This window comes from Pseudomonas sp. CFBP 13719 (genome assembly GCF_014842095.1).
GTDB lineage: Bacteria > Pseudomonadota > Gammaproteobacteria > Pseudomonadales > Pseudomonadaceae > Aquipseudomonas.
In genome coordinates, this window is sequence record NZ_JACYVB010000002.1 from 838,554 (window position 1) to 860,898 (window position 22,345).

19 protein-coding genes are annotated in these 22,345 nt (G+C 53.1%); 9 read left to right on the forward strand and 10 right to left on the reverse strand.

Annotation, left to right across the window (positions count from 1 at the left end; all coding sequences use genetic code 11):
* Nucleotides 1–1,103: 1,103 nt before the first annotated feature.
* The 5 genes from IFT57_RS09765 to IFT57_RS09785 all read right to left on the reverse strand — a co-directional run bounded on the left by IFT57_RS09765 (nt 1,104) and on the right by IFT57_RS09785 (nt 7,162).
* Nucleotides 1,104–1,349, reverse strand: coding sequence for a hypothetical protein (locus IFT57_RS09765; RefSeq protein WP_122531629.1), 246 nt, complete (start codon nt 1,347–1,349; stop codon nt 1,104–1,106).
* A 204-nt stretch (nt 1,350–1,553) separates the two neighbouring features.
* On the reverse strand, nt 1,554–2,465 hold the full coding sequence (locus tag IFT57_RS09770) for a hypothetical protein (protein ID WP_122531628.1): 912 nt from the start codon (nt 2,463–2,465) through the stop codon (nt 1,554–1,556).
* Nucleotides 2,458–4,362, reverse strand: a complete 1,905-nt coding sequence (locus IFT57_RS09775; RefSeq protein WP_122531627.1) for an AAA family ATPase — start codon at nt 4,360–4,362, stop codon at nt 2,458–2,460. Before IFT57_RS09775 ends, IFT57_RS09770 begins: the two co-directional genes overlap by 8 nt.
* Before the next feature lie 4 nt (nt 4,363–4,366).
* Nucleotides 4,367–4,678 carry a hypothetical protein gene (locus IFT57_RS09780; protein WP_122531626.1) on the reverse strand — a complete coding sequence of 104 codons (312 nt, stop codon included), beginning with the start codon at nt 4,676–4,678 and terminating at the stop codon, nt 4,367–4,369.
* A gap of 381 nt (nt 4,679–5,059) precedes the next feature.
* Nucleotides 5,060–7,162 (reverse strand): ATP-dependent helicase, encoded by a 2,103-nt coding sequence (locus tag IFT57_RS09785; RefSeq protein WP_122531625.1) that lies wholly within the window; start codon nt 7,160–7,162, stop codon nt 5,060–5,062.
* Nucleotides 7,163–7,348: 186 nt separating this feature from the next.
* Between IFT57_RS09785 and IFT57_RS09790 the strand changes: the two genes are divergently transcribed.
* The 5 genes from IFT57_RS09790 to IFT57_RS09810 are packed head-to-tail and all read left to right on the forward strand — an operon-like array spanning nt 7,349 to nt 11,866.
* Nucleotides 7,349–7,618 (forward strand): hypothetical protein, encoded by a 270-nt coding sequence (locus IFT57_RS09790; protein ID WP_122531624.1) that lies wholly within the window; start codon nt 7,349–7,351, stop codon nt 7,616–7,618.
* A 3-nt stretch (nt 7,619–7,621) separates the two neighbouring features.
* On the forward strand, nt 7,622–8,095 hold the full coding sequence (locus IFT57_RS09795) for a DUF1064 domain-containing protein (RefSeq protein WP_122531623.1): 474 nt from the start codon (nt 7,622–7,624) through the stop codon (nt 8,093–8,095).
* Nucleotides 8,080–8,820 (forward strand): lytic transglycosylase domain-containing protein, encoded by a 741-nt coding sequence (locus tag IFT57_RS09800; protein WP_122531622.1) that lies wholly within the window; start codon nt 8,080–8,082, stop codon nt 8,818–8,820. The genes IFT57_RS09795 and IFT57_RS09800 overlap by 16 nt, the downstream gene beginning before the upstream one ends.
* On the forward strand, nt 8,817–11,438 hold the full coding sequence (locus IFT57_RS09805; RefSeq protein ID WP_122531621.1) for a DNA topoisomerase: 2,622 nt from the start codon (nt 8,817–8,819) through the stop codon (nt 11,436–11,438). Before IFT57_RS09800 ends, IFT57_RS09805 begins: the two co-directional genes overlap by 4 nt.
* A 2-nt stretch (nt 11,439–11,440) precedes the next feature.
* On the forward strand, nt 11,441–11,866 hold the full coding sequence (locus IFT57_RS09810; protein WP_122531620.1) for a DUF7831 domain-containing protein: 426 nt from the start codon (nt 11,441–11,443) through the stop codon (nt 11,864–11,866).
* A gap of 13 nt (nt 11,867–11,879) precedes the next feature.
* Here IFT57_RS09810 and IFT57_RS09815 read toward each other — a convergent pair whose 3' ends face one another.
* Complete coding sequence (locus IFT57_RS09815) at nt 11,880–12,710, reverse strand: EAL domain-containing protein (protein WP_241032752.1); 831 nt, start codon at nt 12,708–12,710, stop codon at nt 11,880–11,882.
* Nucleotides 12,711–12,807: 97 nt separating this feature from the next.
* On the opposite strand from IFT57_RS09815, the gene IFT57_RS09820 reads away from it, so the two are divergent.
* Entirely contained in the window at nt 12,808–13,605 is a 798-nt protein-coding gene (locus tag IFT57_RS09820; protein WP_122531619.1) for a serine/threonine protein phosphatase, read from the forward strand.
* Between the two features lie 440 nt (nt 13,606–14,045).
* Here IFT57_RS09820 and IFT57_RS09825 read toward each other — a convergent pair whose 3' ends face one another.
* From IFT57_RS09825 to dnaG, 3 genes are all read right to left on the reverse strand, one after another.
* Nucleotides 14,046–15,275: a hypothetical protein gene (locus IFT57_RS09825; protein ID WP_122531617.1), complete on the reverse strand. Its 1,230-nt coding sequence runs from the start codon at nt 15,273–15,275 to the stop codon at nt 14,046–14,048.
* Nucleotides 15,276–15,537: 262 nt separating this feature from the next.
* A complete protein-coding gene (locus tag IFT57_RS09830) occupies nt 15,538–17,871 on the reverse strand; it encodes a DEAD/DEAH box helicase (protein ID WP_122531616.1) in 2,334 nt (777 codons plus the stop codon).
* A 114-nt stretch (nt 17,872–17,985) separates the two neighbouring features.
* Entirely contained in the window at nt 17,986–19,860 is a 1,875-nt protein-coding gene (dnaG, locus tag IFT57_RS09835) for a DNA primase (RefSeq protein ID WP_241032751.1), read from the reverse strand.
* Nucleotides 19,861–20,009: 149 nt separating this feature from the next.
* Between dnaG and erpA the strand changes: the two genes are divergently transcribed.
* Genes erpA through IFT57_RS09850 form a run of 3 tightly spaced genes read left to right on the forward strand, consistent with a single transcriptional unit; the run spans nt 20,010 to nt 21,208 of the window.
* Nucleotides 20,010–20,366 carry an iron-sulfur cluster insertion protein ErpA gene (erpA, locus tag IFT57_RS09840; RefSeq protein ID WP_122531614.1) on the forward strand — a complete coding sequence of 119 codons (357 nt, stop codon included), beginning with the start codon at nt 20,010–20,012 and terminating at the stop codon, nt 20,364–20,366.
* A 6-nt stretch (nt 20,367–20,372) separates the two neighbouring features.
* The gene (locus IFT57_RS09845; protein WP_122531613.1) at nt 20,373–20,915 is read left to right on the forward strand and encodes a hypothetical protein; all 543 of its coding nucleotides are present in this window, start codon (nt 20,373–20,375) and stop codon (nt 20,913–20,915) included.
* A 35-nt stretch (nt 20,916–20,950) separates the two neighbouring features.
* Nucleotides 20,951–21,208 (forward strand): nicotinamide mononucleotide transporter, encoded by a 258-nt coding sequence (locus tag IFT57_RS09850; RefSeq protein WP_122531612.1) that lies wholly within the window; start codon nt 20,951–20,953, stop codon nt 21,206–21,208.
* Between the two features lie 41 nt (nt 21,209–21,249).
* On the opposite strand, the gene IFT57_RS09855 is transcribed toward IFT57_RS09850, so the two are convergent.
* A complete protein-coding gene (locus IFT57_RS09855; protein WP_122531611.1) occupies nt 21,250–22,326 on the reverse strand; it encodes a hypothetical protein in 1,077 nt (358 codons plus the stop codon).
* Between the last annotated feature and the right edge of the window lie 19 nt (nt 22,327–22,345).

A 22,345-nucleotide genomic window follows, 5' to 3' on the forward strand; every position in this document is an offset into this window, starting at 1 on the left:
CATAAAGGCACAGGCTGCTGCCTAGCCATCTTCTCTGCAGAAACAAGGTTCCTGTCCATAATTACCCCGAACCCTCGCGACACGTCACCCCAGGAGGTTCTACACGCTATTTGTCCATATAAACAGCTCGAATCAGCTTCCCATGCTTTGGCCGTTCAAGCCAGACGTCCACTTTAGAGGTGAGGCATAGGCCTGAAAGTGGACATTTAGCGTGAGCAGGTCTCACTCAGGCGCTCCGTACATGGACAGATAGCTTGTCCAGAGCACTAAACATGGACAAATTCCGTGCTGATTCTCAGTTTTCTTTGATCGGCAAGCCTGAAAGCAACCCAAATATGGACATTCTGCTTGTCTGCGAGCCGTGAAGCGGAATAGACGAAGCATGACGCACGGAATACGTCCACATTTGGCAATTCTTTCGACCCATCAGGGGTTTAGCTTCTTCTTATGAAGCCGATATTCAAGGGTTTTGTCCACATTTGAACCATTATTAAGACCTGAAAAGGATGGAAAGGCTCTTATTATGGACATCTAGCTTGAGCCATCCAGGCTTCGCCCGGCTGAAAGAACGACCTCCCCCTGCCTAATGTGGACAGATACCTTGGCGACCAGCTATCTGCGGGCCTTTTTGAAGCCAAACATGGACATCTGCCTTGGCATGCAACGTCAACTATGGACAGATAGCTGACTTTGCGGAGCAAAAGTGGACAGATAGCTTGCTTGAGGGGGAGAGAGAGGTCTTGGAAACCGCATAAAAACTTCATTCACTTAGAATACGTCCACATTTCAGTTGTTTACGGCGTGTTTCTCAAAATGGGCTCAAGGAATCCGTCCATCTTTGAGCTTTAATCAAGGCAACTGTCCACATTTGGGCGCGCTGGCAGGTTGTTCGGGAAGAGGATAGGCTACAGCGATGATCAGGCTCGTGCTTCCAAGGCATTTGTCCATGGATAAAGGGTTATCCACAAAGCAGATGTCCATGTTTCAAAAAACACCCCAAGCAAAACGTCCACATGAACTCAGTCAAATGTCCATCGCCAGCACGCTGGATGTCCACCGCCAGCACGGTCTCTGTCCACGCAATGCACGGAAGGTGTCCATAGTTAAGCAGCGAAGCCCTTACAGGACGTGGCCTGCAGGGCTTCTAAAGAGAAACGGAAGTTTATAAAGAAATAAAGAAATGCAGTTTCAGTCACAGCTGCTGGTGCTGCTACTGCTCGAACTATCATTCCCACTGCCATTGCCGCCTGCGCAACCTCCGCCAGATCCTGCGTCATATCCAGAATGAGCGTAATCGTAAAAGCCATGATGTGAATTTTGATTAGGCGATCCAAACCCAGAGCGCCCATAACCTGACCCCCCGGTTGACCGATGCGTTCCAGGCCGAACCCTGCTGGCCAAAGCCTTTACCTTTCGACGCCGCTCCTTGAGTGCACAATGCACACCGACCCCGATCATCAGTAACAGAGGCACCACTATCGCCAGAACGTTGGCCAGCACATTTTCGAACATGCAATCGCTCCTCAAGGATCCGGGGCTTACGGCCCCAAAAATCAAGCCGCTGGGGTTACTGCTTCCCTGGCAAGCTCGTAGCATTTTCCAAGCACCCAATCGTCCGCACCTGAATCGGTGCAGGAAAGCGCAATGAGATCCAGCAATCCGTCCTTGCCCTCCTCCTCGGCGACCTCCTGGGCCGATTGCTTGAGCTGATCTACGAACTTGCTGTTTTGATTGAGCAGTACGTTGTGTGCGCCAGCGTGTTCTGCAGCTTCACTGAATACAATTGGAGTGACCTTGAGAGAGACGCGCTCAATACCATCAAGAGTCGCAGCAAATACCGAAATACTCAGCTTCTCTTCCATAGCGGATAATCGCACCAGGCGCCCGGCACGAATCACTGAGCTGTTGGACTCAGAAACCATTTCGGGAATGCCAGAGTGTGGCTCGACAGCAACGTCAAGTGAGGTGAGTACCACGCGACCCCGACTGCCCTGCTCCAAGCGCTTGTGACCGCCCCATGGGGTATGGCATTCAAGATTGAGTTCGCCATAACCACTGCCATCAGCCTTTTGGCAGCTCATTTGGTAGCGTTTGGCGAAAAAGCCTGCAATTTCGGCCACGCCCGCAGCTTGCAATACTGCAGCAATGTGGCCAGTTGCACGATCGCTCCAGCGGGCATCGCGAGGAAGAAGGATGGCTCGATGACCCTTGAGCACATTGATGATGGCCAAAACCTTTGACAGGTCACGGCTCTCCAGAAGCAGATCACCAACGATCACCGGAACCAGGTCGCGGCTCTTGGCAATGTCCATAGCCTGCACAAGTTTGGCCATCGATACATCCCACGCGTTATCGATGCGGCCCGTGCGTCGATCACCCCCCAGCAGAGGATCTCCGATGAACAGAAACCCCTTCTTGCCGGCAATGACACAATTTTCGATGCTGCGCACGTTGATATCAGACATGAGCGTGAACCCCATTCATGGATTGAAGGCAAGTTGGGCAGGTGCCACCCAGAGCCTTGATAATCTCTTCTTTTTCAGCCTTGATGACTTTGGACTGCTTCTGGCAGTTGTCCAAATCACGCAGACGTGAAGTGATTTTGTCGCCGGTTGTTTCAACACGGACAATCAGGTCTGTCATGCGGCTGCGGTCTGCAATTTGAATCGGTGCGCACGCTGGGATTTCGCCCAGGCTTGAAAGTGCAGTGATCGCATCTTGAGTCGCTTTGATCTTGACGCCCAGGCGCAGCATCCCAGGGGCATCTCGAAGTACGGGAGATGTAGACACCTTTGGGATAAGCCTCAAATCTTTGAAGCAGTCGATCACAGCCTTGGTCTTCTCCATTCGGCTGCTCAAGACTTGCATATCATGGGAGCGGGAAAGGTTTACCGTAGGTAGGACGATGCGTTCGATCGAGGACAACCCGTTTTCCAGCGCTGCCTTCTTAACTTGAATTTCATTCAACTTCCCCCCGACAATTTTCATCCGAGCGGTATGATTGCAGCGCTCCTTAAGGCGGTCGATGGCCGATTCAAAATCATCCGTCGACTCATCGCTATCGAGCAGTGGTGACAGTGCCTGAAGCAGGTTTCTGACCTTCATCAGCTGTGCATCCAGGCCCTTTTTCTTAGAGCGGGCTTCAATCACCTGCTGGTTGAAGATTTGGATCATTCTCAGCACATCACGTGACTCTCGCCCCAACGGGAGCATCTTGGCCCGGTCAATTGAGGTGTAATGGCTTGAGAGCAAATACTTGGGCTCATCCTGGTGATGAACATGAATGTTTTTATCGTTAACAAGGCCCATGGCCAAATAGGTATGAAGCCATTCAGGCACCTTGCCGCTACCCAGGTTAGAGCTTTCGACGACCTGCCCTTCTTTGTCCTTGAGCTCCATCAACGTCTTTTGTGAGCCCGTGCGCTTGTATTTCCACAGCAAGCTCATGCCCATTTCCAGGCCAATCTCGATCTCGAAGAAAGGTCGATCATGTCGAATGCGAGCTTCCTGGCCATCATTGGCAAGCAACTCGCCCACTGCGGTAATGACCTTGCTCTTGCCGAGGTCGTTGTCACCAGTGATGATGTTCAAACCACCACCAAGCTCGACCAGCACGTTTTCGTGGGGGCCAAAGTCTCTAAGACGAATGTAGCGAAATGCGTTTTCGGGGTATTCATGGCCCTCAGGCACCTGCTCATCACTCAGGGTCTGAGCGTGGTTCTGCCCGTCCTGCTTGTAAATCTCAATGATTCGACCAAAACCCTGAAAGAATGCCGCAGGATGGTGGCTGATGTAGATCACCTGGATACCCAGGCGCTGGGCAAGCTGTTGCATGACCGCTGCAAAAGCAGGGATGTACTCTTCACGCAGGTGGCAATCGGCTTCATCGAGGAACAGAACGCGGCGGTTAGGCTGACGCGCCAGAACGACAAACCGCATGCCCATTGCAACGATGTTTGCAATGCTGCCACCCTTGTCACGGGAGATGTTTTCGAGATTTCCGTTGCTGTTGATGTCGATATCAAGCGCAGCAAGGTTCTGCCGCAGAGTGCTGCTAAGTACGACCTGCTCGCCCTTTTTATGGGGCATGATCTCGTGAATCAGGGAGGTCAGCAGCTCTTCGAAGACCCCTTTGTTCTTGGCTTGAGCTTGTTGCTGCAACAGACCCAGTTGACGCAATACGTCATCTTTACGGTTGAGCAACCTATCGCATTCGGCAATCTCTACAGCCACGTGGGCCATATCCATCTTGGCTTGTTGGGCGATACCCAGGAGTCTTGCCTCTTGGCGAATCAAACCCGACGTCATGAGATTCAGACTGTCGAGTGTTTGCAAAGGTTGGATTTTCTGCACCTGGGTCATTGGCTTAGCCTCGGCCTGCTGGAGCGTTGGCGCGGGCTACGGCATCCAAGACGCCTTGAATCATGGCTTGACGCTTAAGTACGATTTCTTCACGCTCTGCGACAGCCCGCTCATCTTCTTGGTTCGATGATTTATAGAGGTTGCGCAGTTCTTCGAGCGAGCTGACCTTGAACTCGTTCTGCATGGTCTCCAGCTGCTCCTTTTCCTGCAGCCGAAAGTTGTCCAGGTCGGAGTTCATGCGAATCAGATTTTCGCCGTTGATGCGTTCAATTTCGTTGGTTTGAGCTAGACGCTCCGCAAGGGCATTCTTGGACATGGTGAATTCTCCAATTAGGTTGAAGTAAATATACCAGTTAATTACCATAATGGCAATTATTGAGTAAGTCGTCCTTTGAGGTAGTCGTCGCGCCCGGTTATGCCGTTAATTGACACGCAAAGAGTTTCTAAAGGCTCATTTTAAGGGTTTCCCCTCACGGGAGCGCTTCACCTTTTGCCAATTCTGGTTCTGTTTAGCTGGTGTTTCATGGTTTTCCAGCAGGCGCGTAGGGGCTGACCAGAAAGGAGAGAGCCCATATGAGAGAGTCGCCCCTTCCCGGCCCGAGAAAGGCGACTTGAGACCATTTTCCTTTTAGCCGCTGAGGGCTGGGGCTGCTTTATCGGTTTTTATACCGACTCAGGTCAGCCCTCGCCCTTTGACTTAAGGCGCCGGAGATGGAGATTCTGGGCTTTTGAACTGGAAAATTTTCTGCCCGAGCCCCTCGCTGAGCTCTTTCACATAGGGAGAGGCTTCGGTGATCATCTTCTGGCCGTACTTTCGCTTGACCTTGGAGAAGGAGACGTTGACGCGCTTCATGGCTCGGGTCAGGCCTACATAGAAAATCCTGCGCTCTTCTTCAAGTTCATTGATTTCTTCTGATTCACCTGGGGTGGTATCAGCATCCAGGCCCGGAAGGTAGACGATCGGAAACTCCATGCCCTTGGAGCCGTGGATGGTCATCAGCTTGATGGTCAAGGCCTTGTCTTGCTCGGTTTGCTTTGTGACGTCGCCCATCATGCTCAGTTCGTCAATAATGTCTTCTGGCTTGCGGCCCCCTTCAAGCTCACCAAAGAAACGGTCGAGCAAAAAGGCAACGTTCTGCATCCTTGATTCCACAGCCTCATCGATAGGCGCCGTATCGCTGGCTGCAGCGCGCTGAATGCCAGGCTGCAGGTACGATTCCCACATTCTTTCGACGGCCTGGCGCACGTAACCTGCTTCTTCCCCATAGGCCACAAGCCTGCGGATGCACAGCATCATGCTCAGCAGGGGCTTGAGTTTTTGTGCTACGGCTGTTGGTTCATCCTTGCCACGGGTCTTCTCCGACATTTCGGTCAGGTAGGCATGCGCCGTCTTGCCCGTGGACATTGCTTTTTTCGCACTCTTGTCTGATACGCCAAAGCTGGTGCACTTGAGCACGCGCAGTGCAGCCATCGAATCCCAGGGTCTGAAGGTAAACCGCAGCAGAGCAATGGCGTTCTTGACCTCGGCGCGCTGGTAGAAACCGATGTCACCGACGACCTGGTAGTTGATACCCGCCTTGACCAGCGCTTGTTCAATGACAGGTTTTGTGGTGCGTGACCTGTAGAGAATGGCGATATCCTTGCCCTGTGCACCCTGAGAAATGTCTCGGCGAATGGCTTTGGCAATCGTCTCAGCTTCCTGAAGGTCGTTTTCAAATTGCACGAGGGCGATGGCCTTGCCCCGCTCCATGTGCGGGTCGTCTTTGTGCAGTTGCCCTTCGGTGAGTTTCTGACTCATGTGCCGGGCAATGCAGTTGGCAGCATCAAGAATGGAAGGCGTCGAGCGGTAGTTGATGTCCATCGACACCACTTTCGCATCCTTGTACCGGCTTTTGAAGCCCAGAATAACCGTGATGTCTGCGCCCCGAAAGGCGTAGATCGACTGCTTCTCATCACCCACCACAAAGATGTTTTCGTGATGCTTGGCAATCTCATCCATGATTCTCATCTGGACTCGGTTGGTGTCCTGGTATTCGTCAAGCATCAGGTAACGATAGCGCTCCGAAAGTTCACGACCGATCTGCTGATCACGTGCCAATAGCTGACAGGCGACCACGAGAATATCGTCGAAATCTATGCCATTGGCCGCTCGGCAAAGCTTGGTGTAGGTGGCCCAGACGTCCATAGAGGTGCGATAGAGCAATTCCTTGGGATCGCCGAAGCCTATCATCTCGCGCCCGTAGGTTTCGCTTGTATGGCCCTTTGCGCGGGCCGAAGCCATCTCGCCTTCGATCTTCTTTTCCCACTTGTGCTCATCAATCAGCTCCTGAACTTCCTTGTCCTGCATCTTGATGGCTTCATCAAAGAGTGCATTGGATTCAGAGTCGTCGAGGATCGAGCACTCCTTCATGTCCAGGCCGATCGACTCCAGGTACGGGTGCTCGGCGTAGGCCTTGAGGATCGACTTGTAGATAATGGAGTGAAAGGTGCCAGCAGTGATGTACTGGGCGTCCTCGCCAACCATGGCTTCGAGTCGCTCCTTGATCTCGTCCGCACCCTTGTTGGTAAAGGTAACCAGCATGATGCTGGTCGCAGGCACATCCTTGATCAGAAGGTGTGCTGTGCGATGGATCAAGGTCTTGGTCTTGCCTGCGCCGGCACCTGCAATCGCTGCAACAGGGCCGTTGAGCTGCAGAGCAGCCTCGCGCTGGCCTTCGTTCAGGTCTCGCATCAAAAGATCTACGCGATCCTGCTCAGTGGTCAGGCTGAGGAGATCCTGCAGGGTAATGGCCTTATTCATGGAGGCTCCGAAAATTCGATTTATGCTTCTATTGTGAAGGTGCCCGAGGCATAATTCAATTATGACGTATATTGACAGGCGCTGAACAGAGTGGCAGATTATTCGGGTCGGCGAAAAACGTCAATATGTGCGTAAAGCGACCCAATCACCGAATTCCCCCAAACCCACAGATTTAGGTAGTAACAGATGGCAGATTTAGCTGACGTAGCCGATGAGTTCCAGGAAGCGTTCCTTGAAAGCAGCTTGGCCGCTCACCGCGCACAGGTAAAAGACTCCCCTCAAGCCACGGGCAAGTGCCTGTATTGCGAAGAGACTGTTGCCAAAGCTGGCCAACGCTGGTGTGACAGCGATTGTCGTGACGATTGGCAGAAAGAAGAAGACGCCAGTCGCCGCCGCACAGGCCGGGCCCCGGTACAAATGCCGGTTCAGGTCGACGACGAAGACGAAGAGAAGTAACCGGTGCTGCGCCTGCGATCACTCGACACCAGCCAGCTTGGCAATCGGGTATCCGCCGAAGAATACCGGCAGGCGCTGAGCAAAGGCGCGTCGAAAAAACGCAACGGTAAATTCAATGCAATCAAGGTCAATGCACCCGAGGGGCGCTTTGATTCTAAGATGGAATATGAACGTTTTTTGGTGCTGCGCCTGCTGGAGCGGGCGGGTGAGATCTGCGATCTGCAGCGCCAGATCCCGTACGCCCTGCAAGCTGGCGGAATTCACATCTCCACTTATGTCGCTGATTTTGTTTACAAAAAAAACGGTGAGACAGTAGTAGAAGACGCCAAGGGCTTTCGCACCTCCGAGTACCTCCAAAAGCGCAGGCTTATGAAGGAAATTTTCGGAATTCAAATTTTCGAGTCCGGACGACCCGAGAGAAAAAAGCGCCCAAAGGCCGATAAAAATAAAGGTATCCGTCCATGTTCCGAAAGCTAGCCCTCAGTGCTGCGCTCCTGCTGGGAGTTGCTGCCAACAGCCAGGCTTCAGGCATTGCAGAAACTCCAATTCCTCTGAATGTACTCAATCAGTGCATCAGTCAGTCCAGCCAGGCCTTCGGCATTCAGCCGATCATGCTCAAGACCATCATCGCAGTCGAAGGCGGGCAGGCCGGCACCGCAAGTCGCAACACCGATGGCTCATACGATATGGGCGTCATGCAGGTAAATACCATCCATCTGAACGATATTCAGCGTGAGCTTGGCTACACCTGGAAGGATTTGATTTTCAATCCCTGCAAGAACATTCAAGCCGGCGCCTGGATTCTGTCCAAGCGACTGAAGGAGGAACCCAGCCGCCCCTGGCTGGCGGTAGGCAACTACCATTCCAAGACCCCTGGAAAGCGCGTGGTTTATCTGAAAAAGATCGCCAACGCCTATGCAGGCTTGTACCCGGTCATCGGCACCTCAGGTGAATCCAAGGCGCTGGGACGAACTACCAATTTTGGCCGTGCTGGAGTCGCCATGGCGGCTCAGGACAGCCCGGTTACTGTGTTTACGGACAAGGGGGTTCCTTCCCTTGCCGCGCTGGAACAGTCGATCTCTGGCGGCTCGCCCGCTGGATTCTCAACCCCGATGGCAGCTCAGACCCCCATGGTCATCAAGAAGCGCACTGAAATCGCCGCCATCACTAACAAGCGCAAAATCTTAAGGTTCATCGAATGAAGACCATTGCCATTATCACCGAGAAAAACCAGGTTTCTGAACCGATGGCGAAGGCCATGGGTTGGTCGAAATCGTCCATGGGCTATGAAGGCACCTGGAATGGCTCCAAAGTCATTGTGGTGCCGGCCAAGGGCCACTTGCTGACCCTGCCCTCTCCTGACGATCTGCAGCCTGGCCTGGGTTGGCACAATCCAACCCTTCTTTCGCCCATCCCTCGCAAGAAGAAGCTGGTTCCGATCGTCGATGGCCCTGACAACAAGGGCAAGCCGATCAAGAGCTACCTGGACAACATCAAAAAAGCGCTGGATCAAGCGGATGAAGTGATTCTGGCAACCGACTCTGATCGTGAAGGTGAATACATCGGCTGGTCGATCCTGGAATACTTCAACTGCCAACTCCCAGTGCAGCGCTGCTGGCTGGCCGGGGGTATGGATGGCGACTCGATGCGCAAGGCCCTGAACAACCTCCTCCCTTCTTTCGAGAAGAAGAGTCTGGCCCGAGCTGCTGAAGCACGCGCCCATTGTGACCATGGTTACATTTACGTAGTCAGACTGATGAGCCACTACGGTCAGTTCGCCTTGCTGGGTAACTTTCTGGGTCGTGGCGAAACCGCACGTGACAAGGTCATTTCCATGGGGCGTGTGCAGACCGCTGCCCTGTACATGATCTACAAGCGCGAAATGGCAATTCGCAACTTCGTGCCTCAAACCTTCTTCAACGTTAATGGTGACTTCAGCGTGCAGGGGGCGAACCTGATTGCTGAATACGAGCCAAAAGTGACTCGTGAAATCATAGATGCCATGCCCAGCGGCGTGACCTGGCGCCCCCAGGGTCTTGAGGGCGAGAACAAGATGGATGCGCCGCTGTTCACCAGCAAGCCGCACATCGACCAATTCAAGTCGCGCTTGGAAAAAAGCGCTTCTCAGGCCAAAGTGCTCGAATACAGCGAAGGCACCAAAGAGAAGCATCCGCCCATTACCTATAACCTGGTGGGTGCTCTTGCCGATGTGGTCAAGGTGACCAAGCTTTCCGGCGACGTGGCGCAAGCGGTCATCGAAGACCTGAACGAACAAGGCTACATCTCCTACTCGCGTACCGACAAGTGCGAGCTGCCAAACAGCCTGTACGTGGCCAGTGAGCGCGACCCTTTGATCAAAAGTGTCATGAACCTGCCAGGTCTGACAGCAGCCGCCCAGCAGGCTCTTGCCATTCATAATGGCACTGACCCCAAGTACAAGGCCTTCAAGCCCAAATGCTACACTGACAAGAAACTGGAGCACCATGGGATCATCCCAAGCTTACGTGCTGTCGACGCTCAGGGCCTGGCAAGCATGTACCCCAAAAAAGCGGTCAAGGGCAAAGTCGCCCACACCGCGCACCACATGCAGGCCGCTTACCGCTTGATCGCAGAACGGTTCATTCAGGCCCTTCTTCCTCCTGCCAAATTCGCCACCCAGAAGATTACCTTCCAGGTGCCAGTTGAAGACATGCTGGGTGCCCCGGTCAGTAACTTCTCGGCAAAAGCTGAGCGTACGGTTGATCCTGGCTGGCAAGCAATCATGAATACCGCATCGGCCAAAACCACCGAGTTGCCGCGCCTGAAGAATAATGAGCCCGCTAACCTTGACGAAGTGATTCTCAAGGAAGGACAGACCAAGGCGCCGAGTCGTTATACCGACGTTAACTTCTTTGTTGCGCTTCAGAATGCTGCCCGCGAGGTGGATGATCCTGAAATGCGCAAGTATCTGAACGACGGTACTGACAAGCCAGAGGGTATCGGTACCCCAGCAACTCGTAAGGAAATCATTCCCGTGATCATGGCGCGTGGCTACATTCACGCCGAGAAAGGTGCCTTCTTCCTCGACCCTAAGGGTAAGGAGCTGATCGAATTCCTGATGCAGCACGAAAAGCATGCGATGTATCGCATCGAAACCACCGCTTCGTGGGAAGGAAAGTTGGCAGAGCTGGCCCTGTTGGACAACGATGCAGATGCGATTCGTGCTCGTGACCAGTTCATCGAGGAAACCTTCAGGGGCCTGGATGAGTACATCAACTGGATGAACAAGATGTACGAAACGGTGGAGAAGAAAGCCCTTCCACGCACGCCTGGCAAGGTTACCGACAAGATGAAGTCAGCCATCAAGTCGATCGCCGAGCGAAAAGGGATCAAGCTTCCATCGGGCACCCTGACTGACCCAAAGAAGGCCAGTGATTTCCTCAATGAACATGCCCGACCACGTGGCGAGGGTGGCGAGTTCAGCCTCAGCGATGCGCAACTTGGCTTCTTGGCCAAGATTGAGGCGGCTGCCGGTGTTACCGCAACTGCTGAGCAGAAGGCAGACCGCAAGCTTTTTGATGAGTTCGTCACCAAGCATAAGCCTGCTCTCGACGCTCAGTACAAAAGCGCTCCTCCGTCTGAGAAGATGATCAAGTTCGCCAAGTCCCTGGCTGCCAAGCTGCCAGAAGACAAGCAACCTGATCAGCGTGTGTTCACAGAGATGGATGCGTGCCGCAAATTCATCGACGCACAGCTTGCCGGCGATAAAGCTGGTGGTGGTAAATCTGGCAGCACTGCCAGCAAAACCAGCGGTACCAAGCCCGCTGCAAAGAGGAAGTGATCATGAGGGTGCGCCTGGTTGAAAATTACAGCGTCGAATTGACGAAGGCGCACCCCAACGACATCTTCATCTTTGGAGACAATGTGGTTCGCAAGGGAGTGGCCCATGGCGCTGGGCAGGCGGTGATCCGCTATCAGCCCAACGCTTTTGGTATTGCCACCAAGCGCGCCCCATCGACCGAGGAAAGCGCTTATTTCTCAGACTCCGAGGAAGACATACAGGCAGTCGAGGCTGACCTCAGAGCGCTTTACAAGCTCTCCAGAAGACATACGCTGGTGTTTCCGTCGGGTGGGATAGGTACAGGTCGTGCGCAGATGAAGCAGCGTAGCCCAAAAGCCTGGGCTCGTATGAATCAGATCCTGAGGGATCATTTCGGAATCGAGAATGGTTTTAAGGCTCGCTTGACCGAGCCTGGACTGGAGCCCTGAAGGGGCTCTTCAATCAATTGGGGTTTGGCGTCCACATGCTGTGAACATTGGCAGGAGGTTTACCGGCGCGATCTTGCTCAATGGCTTGATCCAGCTGAGACTTGTAGTTTGCCTGACTCAGCAATTCCTTGCCCGCTTTGGAGAACAGCCAGCCCTGACCGTGGTCAATGCCGATATCGCGCAGCCAAGCGTACTGCTTGGGATTGTCGATGTGCTCAGCGACCACAGGAATGCCGCGAGCCTTGCAAGCAGCTACTGCCTTGATGATGACTTGTTGGGCGGCGCGACTGGAATCAATCATTGTCGTCAAGTGCGAAGAGAGCTTCATGTAGTCAAGGCCAAGTTCTTCGACCACTCGGAAACGAGCATGTCCTGTGCCGAAGTCATCAAGACCGACTTTGCAGCCATGATCCTTCAGGCGCTTTACAAACGCCTTGGCCATGCTCATGTCACGAATGGCTTGGGATTCCGTGATCTCGAATTCGATCTTGACGTGATCTGCTTTACGACTGAGGATCCACTCCATCTCGTCATGGAATAGGGGGTCACAAAGACTCTTGGCGGACAGGTTGATAGCCACTTCAGGCCCGTCATGGAGTTGTGACAGCGTCTTGATGACAGTGTCTGCAACCCACTGGTCGAACAGGCGAATCTCTCCTGTGCGCTCCATCTGGTGAATGAGCGTTTCGGTATCTTGCACGAACCCAAGGGGGCGGCTGAGCGCCTCGTAGCGAACCAGCTTGAGCGTTTTCATGTCTACGATCGGTTGAAAATGCACCGTGAAGCGCTTTTCAAAGATCTTTCCTAGGCTCTCCATGGAGCCCCCTTTATCGTCAAATTCCATTTTTCTATTGAACCACATTAGCTCATATATTGCCCAGCGCTTCTTGCGAAAAATGCCAATATACGCTTAAATAGCTTAGCTAAGAGAATAATAAATTATGAAAATTGATCACCTGAATCTCTCAGGCGGTGGCCGTATATTCGCTATCAGCGAGCTCCACGGCCACTTTCCCGCACTCAACACGTTTCTCGATAGAGTGAAATTCCGGCCTTCTGTGGATCGAATCCTTCTGCTGGGCAACTTCCTTGGCTTCGTGGCAAGCTCCTGGCAGGCCAGTAGCTACCTGGACAAGCCTTGGATATTGGCCGTGATGGGCCAGAATGAGGCGGATGTCCTGACCAAGCTTAATGACCATACTTCACGGCATCAAACCCTGATCGGACAGTGGCTGCCCATGATGACCGAAGTGGCCAAGGCTGAGCTACACCGAGCTTTGCTCAAGCTTCCTGCAGCGATTCAATGGGACACTGATGGTGGCCCAGTCATCTTCAGCCAGGCCCCTCTGCCGGCAGACCGCCATTGGGATGCCATGAGTGATGAGCTGAGAAAGACGGATTGCCCACTCTCAGCCATGAAGCTGTTCATGCGCCGCCTGGATATCCTTGGATGCCTTGGAAGGTTGGGGCCTGGCCCTCAGCGCCCTGCTGCCGGGGTATCCTGGTCTGTCTCTGGCTATTCTGTTGATCAGGTGGAGCGCAGCCACCTTGTTCACAAAAACCGCGTCATCGTTCCATCCTCAGCCCGTACTGCTCAGGATGCGTGCTACGAAAGCACTTCCATCCTGGGTAACCTAGAAATGACGGCATTCATCAATCGCACAGGAGCTAGCCCGTGTCAGTTAGATCTACGTTCAGAGTTGTATCTGAAGAAGAGCTTCTCTACGAATCTGCATTGAGGCGTCGAGCGCAATGGCGTGTATTTTACGCCTGCCTACTGGGACTGCTAGGAATAGCGGCGATACTGGGCTCAATGTACCCATTAGTCCTGAAGTCGACTATCCCCCTCATGTGGCTGGATGAGGCCAATACCAGTGGTTGGAATGCCCAGCTGCAAACGATTGGCATCCATCTTTTGGCAAGGGGAAGGATTGAGGCCTATCCCCTCTGGGCCTGCGTGCTTGCATCTTCTATGGGCTGGCTGCTGCTATGGGCGGGAGGAACACTGTTCAGGCTTCGCAACGAGACCAAGGTGTGGTCGTCAGTGATGACTAAGTCCTTTTGGACTAAAGCCTATGTCTGGCATCAGCCTGATGATGTCATCAGTGTAACAAGGCCTCGTCGAACCAAACGGCGGGCATGAAAAAGGGCAGCTTTCGCTGCCCTTCTCGTGTCCGTCTTAGCGACCCCTGGTGGAGTGCTTGCCCATGATGGACTCTTTGATCTCCTTCAGGATCAGCATTTCGCTGTCGGCAAGGCGACCATTCATTTCCAGGCGGCTTAGGCGCTCACGGGTTTCCTTCGGGTTGACCCGATGGGTCAGCGTTTCGGTAGCCTGCGGATCGGCCTGGCGAATCATCTCGACTGTTTCTTGCTGTTCAACTTCGTTGCGCAGGATCTCAAGCAGCAATTTTGCCTGATCATCTCCGTTTGATTTGCTTTCCAGCACTACCAGATCGCGGTGGCGAGCACGCTGCTTTTCCAGTTCACGGCGATAGACGGCAACACCCTCTAGCTCGGATTCTGCCATGCGAATGGAGTCTTCGATCTCTTCAATGCGAGCAGTCAGTCGAGCAATGCGAATCTTGTAAGTGTCACCCAGGCGAGGATTCTTCTTGTGTTCTGCTTCCGAAGGGAAGTCTTTAGGGTCAAGGCGCTCCATATCACGACGAAGGCGACCTGCAGAACGCTCCATCTTGCCGATATCGCTGATTACTGGACGACCACGCGTAGAAAGCTCGATACCTTCAAGTGCTTTTTCAAGCGTATTGACTTTGCCCTTGGAAAGCTTGCTGATTTCAGCCAGTAGGGCTTGAGATTGGTCTTCGCATTCTGCGATCTGACACTCAAGCGGCAGGGAGGGTCGACCAGTTGGGCGCAGACCACGGCGCTGTACTTGAGTCAGACCTTCCCATTCAGCCAAGGTCATGCCGACATCGGGAAGAGCCCAATAGATTTGAAACAGTCCTTTGCGACAATCGGTGGCCTGTTTTTCAAGGGTGCCGATCTTCTCAAGCAACTGACCTTTCAAAATGGGTGCAAATTCGCGAGTGATGCGAGAGAGCGAATTTTGCAGGCAATATGCACGATAGTAATCATCAGTGGCCTGCTTGCGCATCTGGACAACTTGGTTGATTGCGTCTACATCTTCTTCTGCAACGAAGTCCAGGCCCAGCAAACCTTCGTAATTAGCGACCAGTTCCTGGCGCTTTGTATCGACTTTGAGTAACTCACGACGCGCCTTTAAAAGACGGGTGCTCACATCAGCAGCTGCAACCCGAGCATTTTTGGGGCCTTTTGGGAGATTGGTCTGCATGTCGTCGAACAATGCTTCCAGTCGCGCCAGCTCTTCGATCAGCGGCTCACGATTGGGTAGCGCTTCAAGAAGGTTGTTTTTGCGCTTTCTCATAAGGCCTCCAGGGCTCTCGTTGTTGACCCATGTTGCTGATGGGTTTTGTCTATCGCATGCGGGTTCGCGTTCTGGCTCAATTTCAAGCTTTTTCCCCTTGCCTACATGTCTTGATGATTTAAGTTGAGGGCATTTATACCATTTTCAAGCAAATTGTCAAACATTTTGCTTGAACGCAAAAGACGGCATGCAAGGCAATCCTGAGATCACTCGCATACCGTCTTGACTATAGGGTTTATTGAAGTTGGCGCCTGTTTTTTGGCTAAGGCGTTGGTGCTGAAGCGGCCTGGCGCCAGCCTGCTGGCTTGGTCTGCTCCTTCATCTCTTTGGTGAAGTCTGCGAGGAAAGCGTCCATTTCCTTGGGCGAAAGTTTCAATTGAGAGAAAAGTCCGTCATCGAAACCCTTCTGCGCCTTGCCGCCCGCATCTAGGTTGCCAAAGCCACGCTGCTCCATGTCATGCAGGGCAATGTCTGAACCTCGGGTGAATTTGACCAGGAGGTTCAGACGATCCAGAGCCTTTTCATCGAGCTCGTCAATGGGTGCACTGGCCATCATCACAAAGAAGCCATTGCCGCCGTTTCGCGCTACTCGACCCCTGAGTTGGTGAAGGGTATAGGCGCCCAGATAGTCAGCGTCGATAACCGCCAAAGCCCTCAGGTCAGCGATATCGATACCAATTTCAATCAGCGTGGTGGCTAGCAACACATCGGCATCGCCACGGTTCATCAGGTCAATGATCTCGACTTTCTCGTCACGCTTTGAGCGCCCATGAATGACGGCAACCCGATTTGGCTTGATCTTCTCCCACTTTTCGGCGCCCTGGATGATGGTTTTCTTGTTCTTGAGCGCAAGGTCTTCGTCGATCCGCTCACCCAGGAACTCCAGCACCTGACAATGTTCGCCCAGCGCTCGCTCGAATCGCTTGAGCAAGCGAGTGTGCGCCTGCTCCTCGCCATGAAGCTCTATGACAAAGCCATCACACACCGACTTGGACAATTCAGAAACAATGTCGTCAGACTCTGCAGCTGCCTTAACAGACTTAACCTGGAAATTGAGTTTTTTGAAGGCGCTGCCGATCTTTTCGGCTTCTTTGAGGGTTTCAACCTTGGCGTGATAGACGTAGGCCATTTTTTCCGCAACGAGGGGGTAGATCACGGCCACACGACCGCCATCGGCAACGGTTTTGTAGAGAATGTCCATGGCATTGCGTTTTTCAGACAGGGTGTTGCCAACCAGCTTGGTGGAAATTTTCTTCACCACCGGGCAGTCATCGATCAATGTAATCTTTTTGTTACCAAAAAGAGCTTGAGCCATGGTTCTCGGAATTGGGGTCGCCGTGGCTTCAAGGATGTGGGTTCCCAGATTGTTGAGGGATTCACGTTGAACCGTGCCCATCTTCTGCTGCTCATCGGTCACAGCAAAATCGACTTTCCAGTCAGGATGCTTATCGAGCCAGGCAAGGATCGCGGTGGTGCCGACAAGAATACTTCCCTGCTCAACCAAGCCATTGAAGCCAGCAGTAACCAAGTGCACCTTAAGCTGCGGATACCAAGTGCGAATATTCTTTTCAACCTGTCCCGCCAATGGCTCAGTTGGCAGCAGAATGACAACGTTTTTGCCTTTGGACGCTGCATATGCAGCAGGAATGCCGTAGGCCATTGTTTTGCCGTTACCCACGTCAGCTGATAGGAGGCGATCCATCGGGGTTTCACTGGCGAGGTCACAGATCATGTCCCAGATTGCCAGGCGCTGATCTTTTGTTGGTGTGAAAGGATGCTGGTCAACCAATTGACGAATAAGCTCACGGTCGACCGGGATGGCAGACTCAGGAACGGGTTTGCGGGTTGTGGCTTCCAGGGCCTTGCGAATACCAAAATAGGCGTTCATGCGCCGAGCACTCTTCATCGCACGCTCAAGATCTTGAGGGGTGCGAGGAATATGCAGGGTCATCAATAGATGCTTGAGGTCATTGAACGGGATGCGGCAGTGCTGCATCACGGTCTGCTCAGGCACCCCAAGGTTATTCAGAATCTGGTCTACCGCCTCATCTGCAAAATGCAGGAGTGCTGTTTTGGTCAAGTCAGCGACACGCCCAGGGGTAATCACACCATCTCGTCCGCCGTAGCGGGAGACGATACGATTGCGATCTGAACTTGGAACAATCTCCAGGTTGTTGACAACCTTGAATTGGGGATTGCGCTTATCCTGGGACAGCTTTCCGGAAATGTGAATGATCTGGCCAATGGCATCCTTGCGGATCTGTTCCCAGGGCTTTACACGACCAAACACCATGGCTTTCAGTGAGCGCATGCCATCTGTGAGTTCGATGTTGACGTATTCGCCCGTGCCCGCACGAGCTGGTTGGCCCAGAGCCTTTTTTTGTGCGTCAATTTCCTGAGAAGTTGCAACGCTGACCAGTTTCAGGGAGGCATAGAAACTGGTGCCAATCTCAAGGCGCATGATCGCCGGCACGCTTTTCAACGGAACCGTGAAATCATCGTAGTGCTTGGGCACGTTCAGGAGCAGAGCCCACGGGTCTTCAATGCCGATTTTGCCCAGATCGGTCATCGTGCGAGAAGTGAATACGTCTGACATGAATGTCCCCAATGATGGATCAGATGGACTTCACAAATCCATCTGAGTTCATTTGCCACAATGGCAGTTTATTAAACAGTATCCCCATTTTAGCAGGATATTGATTCAATGGTTCTACAGATTTTTCGTTCTATTGATGCAGTCACGGCGAATGCGCATCAGGTCGTTAAATTTTTCCCGTCCAGCGTCATCCAACGCCCCCATCGCTGCTGTTTTTGACAAGCTTTGCAACCCATTGCCTGCACAGATGCCAGTAATATGCAGTGCCAAGGCGTGAGCTGTGGCCCGACTGGTTTCTGGTTCTTCCTTCATCAGGCTTTCCATCAGCCTGCCTTCATGAAGTCCAGACAGGCGACGGCCCAGTGCGGCTGCCCCACCCCTATTGCGGCAATTCAAGGTGATATCAGCCGCCATGTTTTGGTCACTTTCGATCAAGCGCTGCTCTTCAGCGGAGGGCATGACATCCAGAGAGCCTGCAAACAGATCAATCTTCCACGCCGCCAGGGTTTGGATGATTTCATCACCCTCCTCCAGCCACAATTGAGTGTTTTCGATATGCTCAGCCCAAAGAGGCTCATCCCAAAGAATCCGAGCCAACCGGATGGAGGCGTCATTGAGCTGTTCCTGAGGTTTTACAAAACCGCTTCGGGCGGCAGGCATGGACTTCAGGCGCTCCTCCAGTGCGTCAAATGGCAACCCTGCTACAGCCGCAAGTTTTTGCACGGCCTGATGGCGCAGTAGTGGATCTCGGGTGTCGTGAATAACATCCAGGGCCGCGCTGGCATACTCAGCACGCCCACGGTCTGTCCCAAGGTCATGCCCAGCGGTAAGTGCTTGGATGAAAGCATCCAGCCATGGCTGGGACTGATCAAGCATGGCCCGGTACTGATCGGGCTGCTCAGTAACCATATTGTGAGGATCCACGCCTTCTGGCATGGTCAAGACATCAAAAACAACCTCATGGTCGGTGATGTTCTCCAGCAACAAAGTGCCAATCTGAATCAATGCCTTACGCCCAGCCTGGTCGCCATCGAACAGGAAGCTCACTCGCTTTGCATGGCGCAACATCAGGCGCAACTGCTGCACAGATACCGATGAACCCATTGCAGCGCACGCTGCCAGGTTGAGCATGTGGTTGGCCAGGACGTCAAACTGACCTTCTACCACGAAAAGTCGCTCGATTTTGGTGCCGTTGCCGTAAGCCTGCATTGACTCGTACAGCCCATACAGCACGCTGTTTCGTGAAAACAATGCGCTTTCTTTGGAGTTTCGGTACTTCGGCTTCACCTCCGGATCGAGCGTACGCCCGGAAACGCCGATGACTTTGCCGCGCATGTCGCGCACTGGCATCATCAGGCGATCGCGAAACAGCGAGAAAATCGAGCCAGTCTCATTACGCTGCAGCAAGCCGATCTCGATCAGCACTTCGTGATGCTCGGTCAGGGCATCGATTGCCCGTTTGCCGTAGCCGGCGAAGCCCAGGCCGAAGCGCTCAGAGAGCTCGGCGCTTACCTGACGAGAAGACAGGTACTGGGTTGCCACTGCAACATCCGAGTGATTACGCAACAGCTCATTGCGAAAAAAATTCTGAGCATCTGCCAAAGCTTGAGGAATCTGGAAGTCCAGCTGTTCGTTTTGAGCGGACTTAAGGTAAGGGGTAATGTCGATTCCAACCTCTTCAGCCAGCTCCTGGATAACGGGAATGAACGATTTGCTCAAGTATTGCTGCATGAAATCCAAGGTGTTCCCTCCTGCCCCGCAGCCGAAGCAGTAAAAGAACTGCTTGCGAGGAGACACTGAGAACGAAGGGCTCTGTTCGCGGTGAAACGGGCACAGGGCGATATAGTCTGCGCCCTGTTTTTTGAGCTTGAGGTAACGTCCAACAACTTCTGCCAGATCGGTCTGACTCACAATGCGATCAATGATGTGTTGCGGGATGGAGAGCATTTTCTTGCTCCTGCCTTCCTGATTGCTTTTGGAGTCTTTCACGGGAGTCGCCATTGGTGCCGTCCAGCCAGAGGTAATAAAGGAGCCTTTTTTAATATATTGACAGTCATTTGTCTACCCCATATGATCGGCTTCATCAAAAATTGACGAATGCGGTGGTTTTCCTTGACTCACTGCCTCCGGAGCTATCCATGACGATTGAAACGTATGACCCGGCTGCCCAAGTCGTTCAGATTTCCGAGGATGCAGCGGCCAAGGTGGCCGTGTTCCTTAAGGAAGAAAGAAACCCCGACCTCCTGCTTCGCGTTTTTGTGACGGGCGGCGGCTGCTCGGGCTTCCAATATGGTTTCAGTTTCGACGAAAGTCAGCAGGAGGACGATTCCCTCTTCATCCAGCATGGCATCAAGATGGTCATTGATCCAATGAGCTTCCAGTACCTGGTAGGTGCAACCGTCGAGTACGAGGAAACCGTTGCTGGATCTCGGTTCTCGATTAACAACCCTAACGCTTCAACCACATGTGGTTGTGGCTCATCTTTTTCAGTGTAACTTGCCATGTACCAATTCAAAATCGATCAAGACCTCGCCCAGCCGATCAATGCGGCCATCGTGCAGTACAATGACCTGCTTGCCGGTCGCACTGACTTTTTTGCGAAATACGGTCACCCAGATGCTGCTGTAGAGCTCAATCAGCTATGGAATGGGCTGCGTCCTGCTGTAGTCGAACAGCCTTTGTTCTGTGTTGACCTGGAAGATTGTTTGAGCCGTGCTCAGCTGACAACAATGGTGCGCGCATTCGAGGTATCAGTGTTCTTGGGCGATGGACGTTACTGCTCCCTTCTCGACCATGTGCACCCTTTGCTTGAGCGCCACCCCAACGGCTTCATGCTTCGGCAGGCATTTGGGCTTGCTGAGCAAACTTTCGTTGATATGGGGTTGGCCAAACAGGTAGACCCCAAATTTCGCGAACTGGCATCTGGACTGCGAGAACTGCTGGCATCCATGCGCCTTGCCGCTTGCAACATCAAGCAATGGGCTGGCCCAGGCATGATCATCATCAAGCAGCAGGCCGAAGAGTCCTGTGAGCTTTCCTGCTGATTTTGTGAACCATCAAAGATAAGGCAGGATGACTGATGCTACTTCAAACTGTACTGGAGTGGACAGGTGCAGCCACGGGGATCACTGGTGCGGCAATGGTGGCCAGCCACTCTCGTTATTCGCCCTATGGCTGGATCTGTTTCTTGATCAGCAGCATGTGCATGTCATGCTTTGCTGTGATCACGCAGGCATGGGGATTGATGCTGCTTGAAGCCTGTTTCATCCTGACCAACCTGCTCGGCTTATGGCGGGGGCTTGTTGCGCCATGGCGGCTTAAGCGCAAACCTGCCTGATCAACCGGAATTAAGAAGGAGGCTTGCGCCTCCCCTTTTCGTCACAAAGCTCCGTTAGCAATGTACTCGCCCCGGTTCTTGCCCTTGCACACCATTGGCGAGTAATTCAGCGCGATCGAGAACGCGTGTTTCTTCTCGTGTGCAACACCGTCAACAGTGGGAACTAGAGCGTTTTCGAGCTCTTTCTCACGCGCCATTTTGCTAGGGCGCTTAACGATGTATTGCACGATCAGCCTGTCGTAATCCAACACTTTTGACTTGGGGCTGAAGCCAGGTGCCTTACGTACGATATTGGCTTCTGAGCAGGTGGCTTGACCCCAGGAACGGATGAAGCTTGCGATGATTGGCGCTGGAGCGGTCAACTGCGCCGGGATCTTCTCGCCTTTCTTGAAATAGCGATTCGCGCCTTGACGAACGCCTTCCAGCGTTACGCTTGAGAACAAGGAGAGCATCTTGTGCAGGCAAGTGATCAGCCGATTCCTCGGTGATGCACTTAGCCAGAACCAGGTCTTTTCTTCATCGAGCCAGGTGGTGTCGCGGCGAATGGCGAGCACATCGCGGATGTACTCGATGGCCGAAGGTTCGGGGATTCCTGGAACGAGATCCAATAATTCCTTGACGTTGGCCAAGCCGACTTTGCTGGTGATCTTGCGAGCTTTGGCCAGGATCTGAGTTGCAGAGCCTTCCATGTCGGGAAAAATAACAAAACGCTGTGAGAACTCTTCACTGATGCGAAGGTGCTTCTCTGCTTTATTGAACTGCCGAGCTGCCGCCAAGACGCCTTCCAGGCGGTCGCCATCCAAACCCAGCCCGTTGAGAGCTTCCTCAACGCGTTCTGCACGCGCTGGGGCCATCCTGTTGATGGTGGCCAGAAGAACTGGGAGGGTGGTCACAACCGATTCCTGGCGAGTCGCCATTTGGCGGGCGCATTTGGTGGAGATCTGCCGGACACGTTCGCGGGTCAACAGGTGTTCGTCGCCAACCGACTGCATGCTGCAGCCGCCGCTACCGTCCCAGCCAAAATGTTTGAAGGTGATGTCGATGTTGCGGTCAACGATCTCATTGGAAGGGATCGATGCGTGCACGAGCTCACGCATTTCTTGGCGAAATGTCTTCATGGAAACGCTCTTTATTTTT

Bases quoted from the DNA above. Each gene is read 5' to 3' on its own strand.
- IFT57_RS09770 (WP_122531628.1), bottom strand. From the start codon at position 2,465: ATGTCTGATATCAACGTGCGCAGCATCGAAAATTGTGTCATTGCCGGC.
- IFT57_RS09855 (WP_122531611.1), bottom strand. From the start codon at position 22,326: ATGAAGACATTTCGCCAAGAAATGCGTGAGCTCGTGCACGCATCGATC.
- IFT57_RS09825 (WP_122531617.1), bottom strand. From the start codon at position 15,275: ATGAGAAAGCGCAAAAACAACCTTCTTGAAGCGCTACCCAATCGTGAG.
- IFT57_RS09780 (WP_122531626.1), bottom strand. From the start codon at position 4,678: ATGTCCAAGAATGCCCTTGCGGAGCGTCTAGCTCAAACCAACGAAATT.
- IFT57_RS09800 (WP_122531622.1), top strand. From the start codon at position 8,080: ATGTTCCGAAAGCTAGCCCTCAGTGCTGCGCTCCTGCTGGGAGTTGCT.
- IFT57_RS09790 (WP_122531624.1), top strand. From the start codon at position 7,349: ATGGCAGATTTAGCTGACGTAGCCGATGAGTTCCAGGAAGCGTTCCTT.
- erpA (WP_122531614.1), top strand. From the start codon at position 20,010: ATGACGATTGAAACGTATGACCCGGCTGCCCAAGTCGTTCAGATTTCC.
- IFT57_RS09820 (WP_122531619.1), top strand. From the start codon at position 12,808: ATGAAAATTGATCACCTGAATCTCTCAGGCGGTGGCCGTATATTCGCT.
- IFT57_RS09830 (WP_122531616.1), bottom strand. From the start codon at position 17,871: ATGTCAGACGTATTCACTTCTCGCACGATGACCGATCTGGGCAAAATC.
- IFT57_RS09850 (WP_122531612.1), top strand. From the start codon at position 20,951: ATGCTACTTCAAACTGTACTGGAGTGGACAGGTGCAGCCACGGGGATC.
- IFT57_RS09765 (WP_122531629.1), bottom strand. From the start codon at position 1,349: ATGGGCGCTCTGGGTTTGGATCGCCTAATCAAAATTCACATCATGGCT.
- IFT57_RS09810 (WP_122531620.1), top strand. From the start codon at position 11,441: ATGAGGGTGCGCCTGGTTGAAAATTACAGCGTCGAATTGACGAAGGCG.
- IFT57_RS09845 (WP_122531613.1), top strand. From the start codon at position 20,373: ATGTACCAATTCAAAATCGATCAAGACCTCGCCCAGCCGATCAATGCG.
- IFT57_RS09775 (WP_122531627.1), bottom strand. From the start codon at position 4,362: ATGACCCAGGTGCAGAAAATCCAACCTTTGCAAACACTCGACAGTCTG.
- IFT57_RS09805 (WP_122531621.1), top strand. From the start codon at position 8,817: ATGAAGACCATTGCCATTATCACCGAGAAAAACCAGGTTTCTGAACCG.
- IFT57_RS09785 (WP_122531625.1), bottom strand. From the start codon at position 7,162: ATGAATAAGGCCATTACCCTGCAGGATCTCCTCAGCCTGACCACTGAG.
- IFT57_RS09815 (WP_241032752.1), bottom strand. From the start codon at position 12,710: ATGGAATTTGACGATAAAGGGGGCTCCATGGAGAGCCTAGGAAAGATC.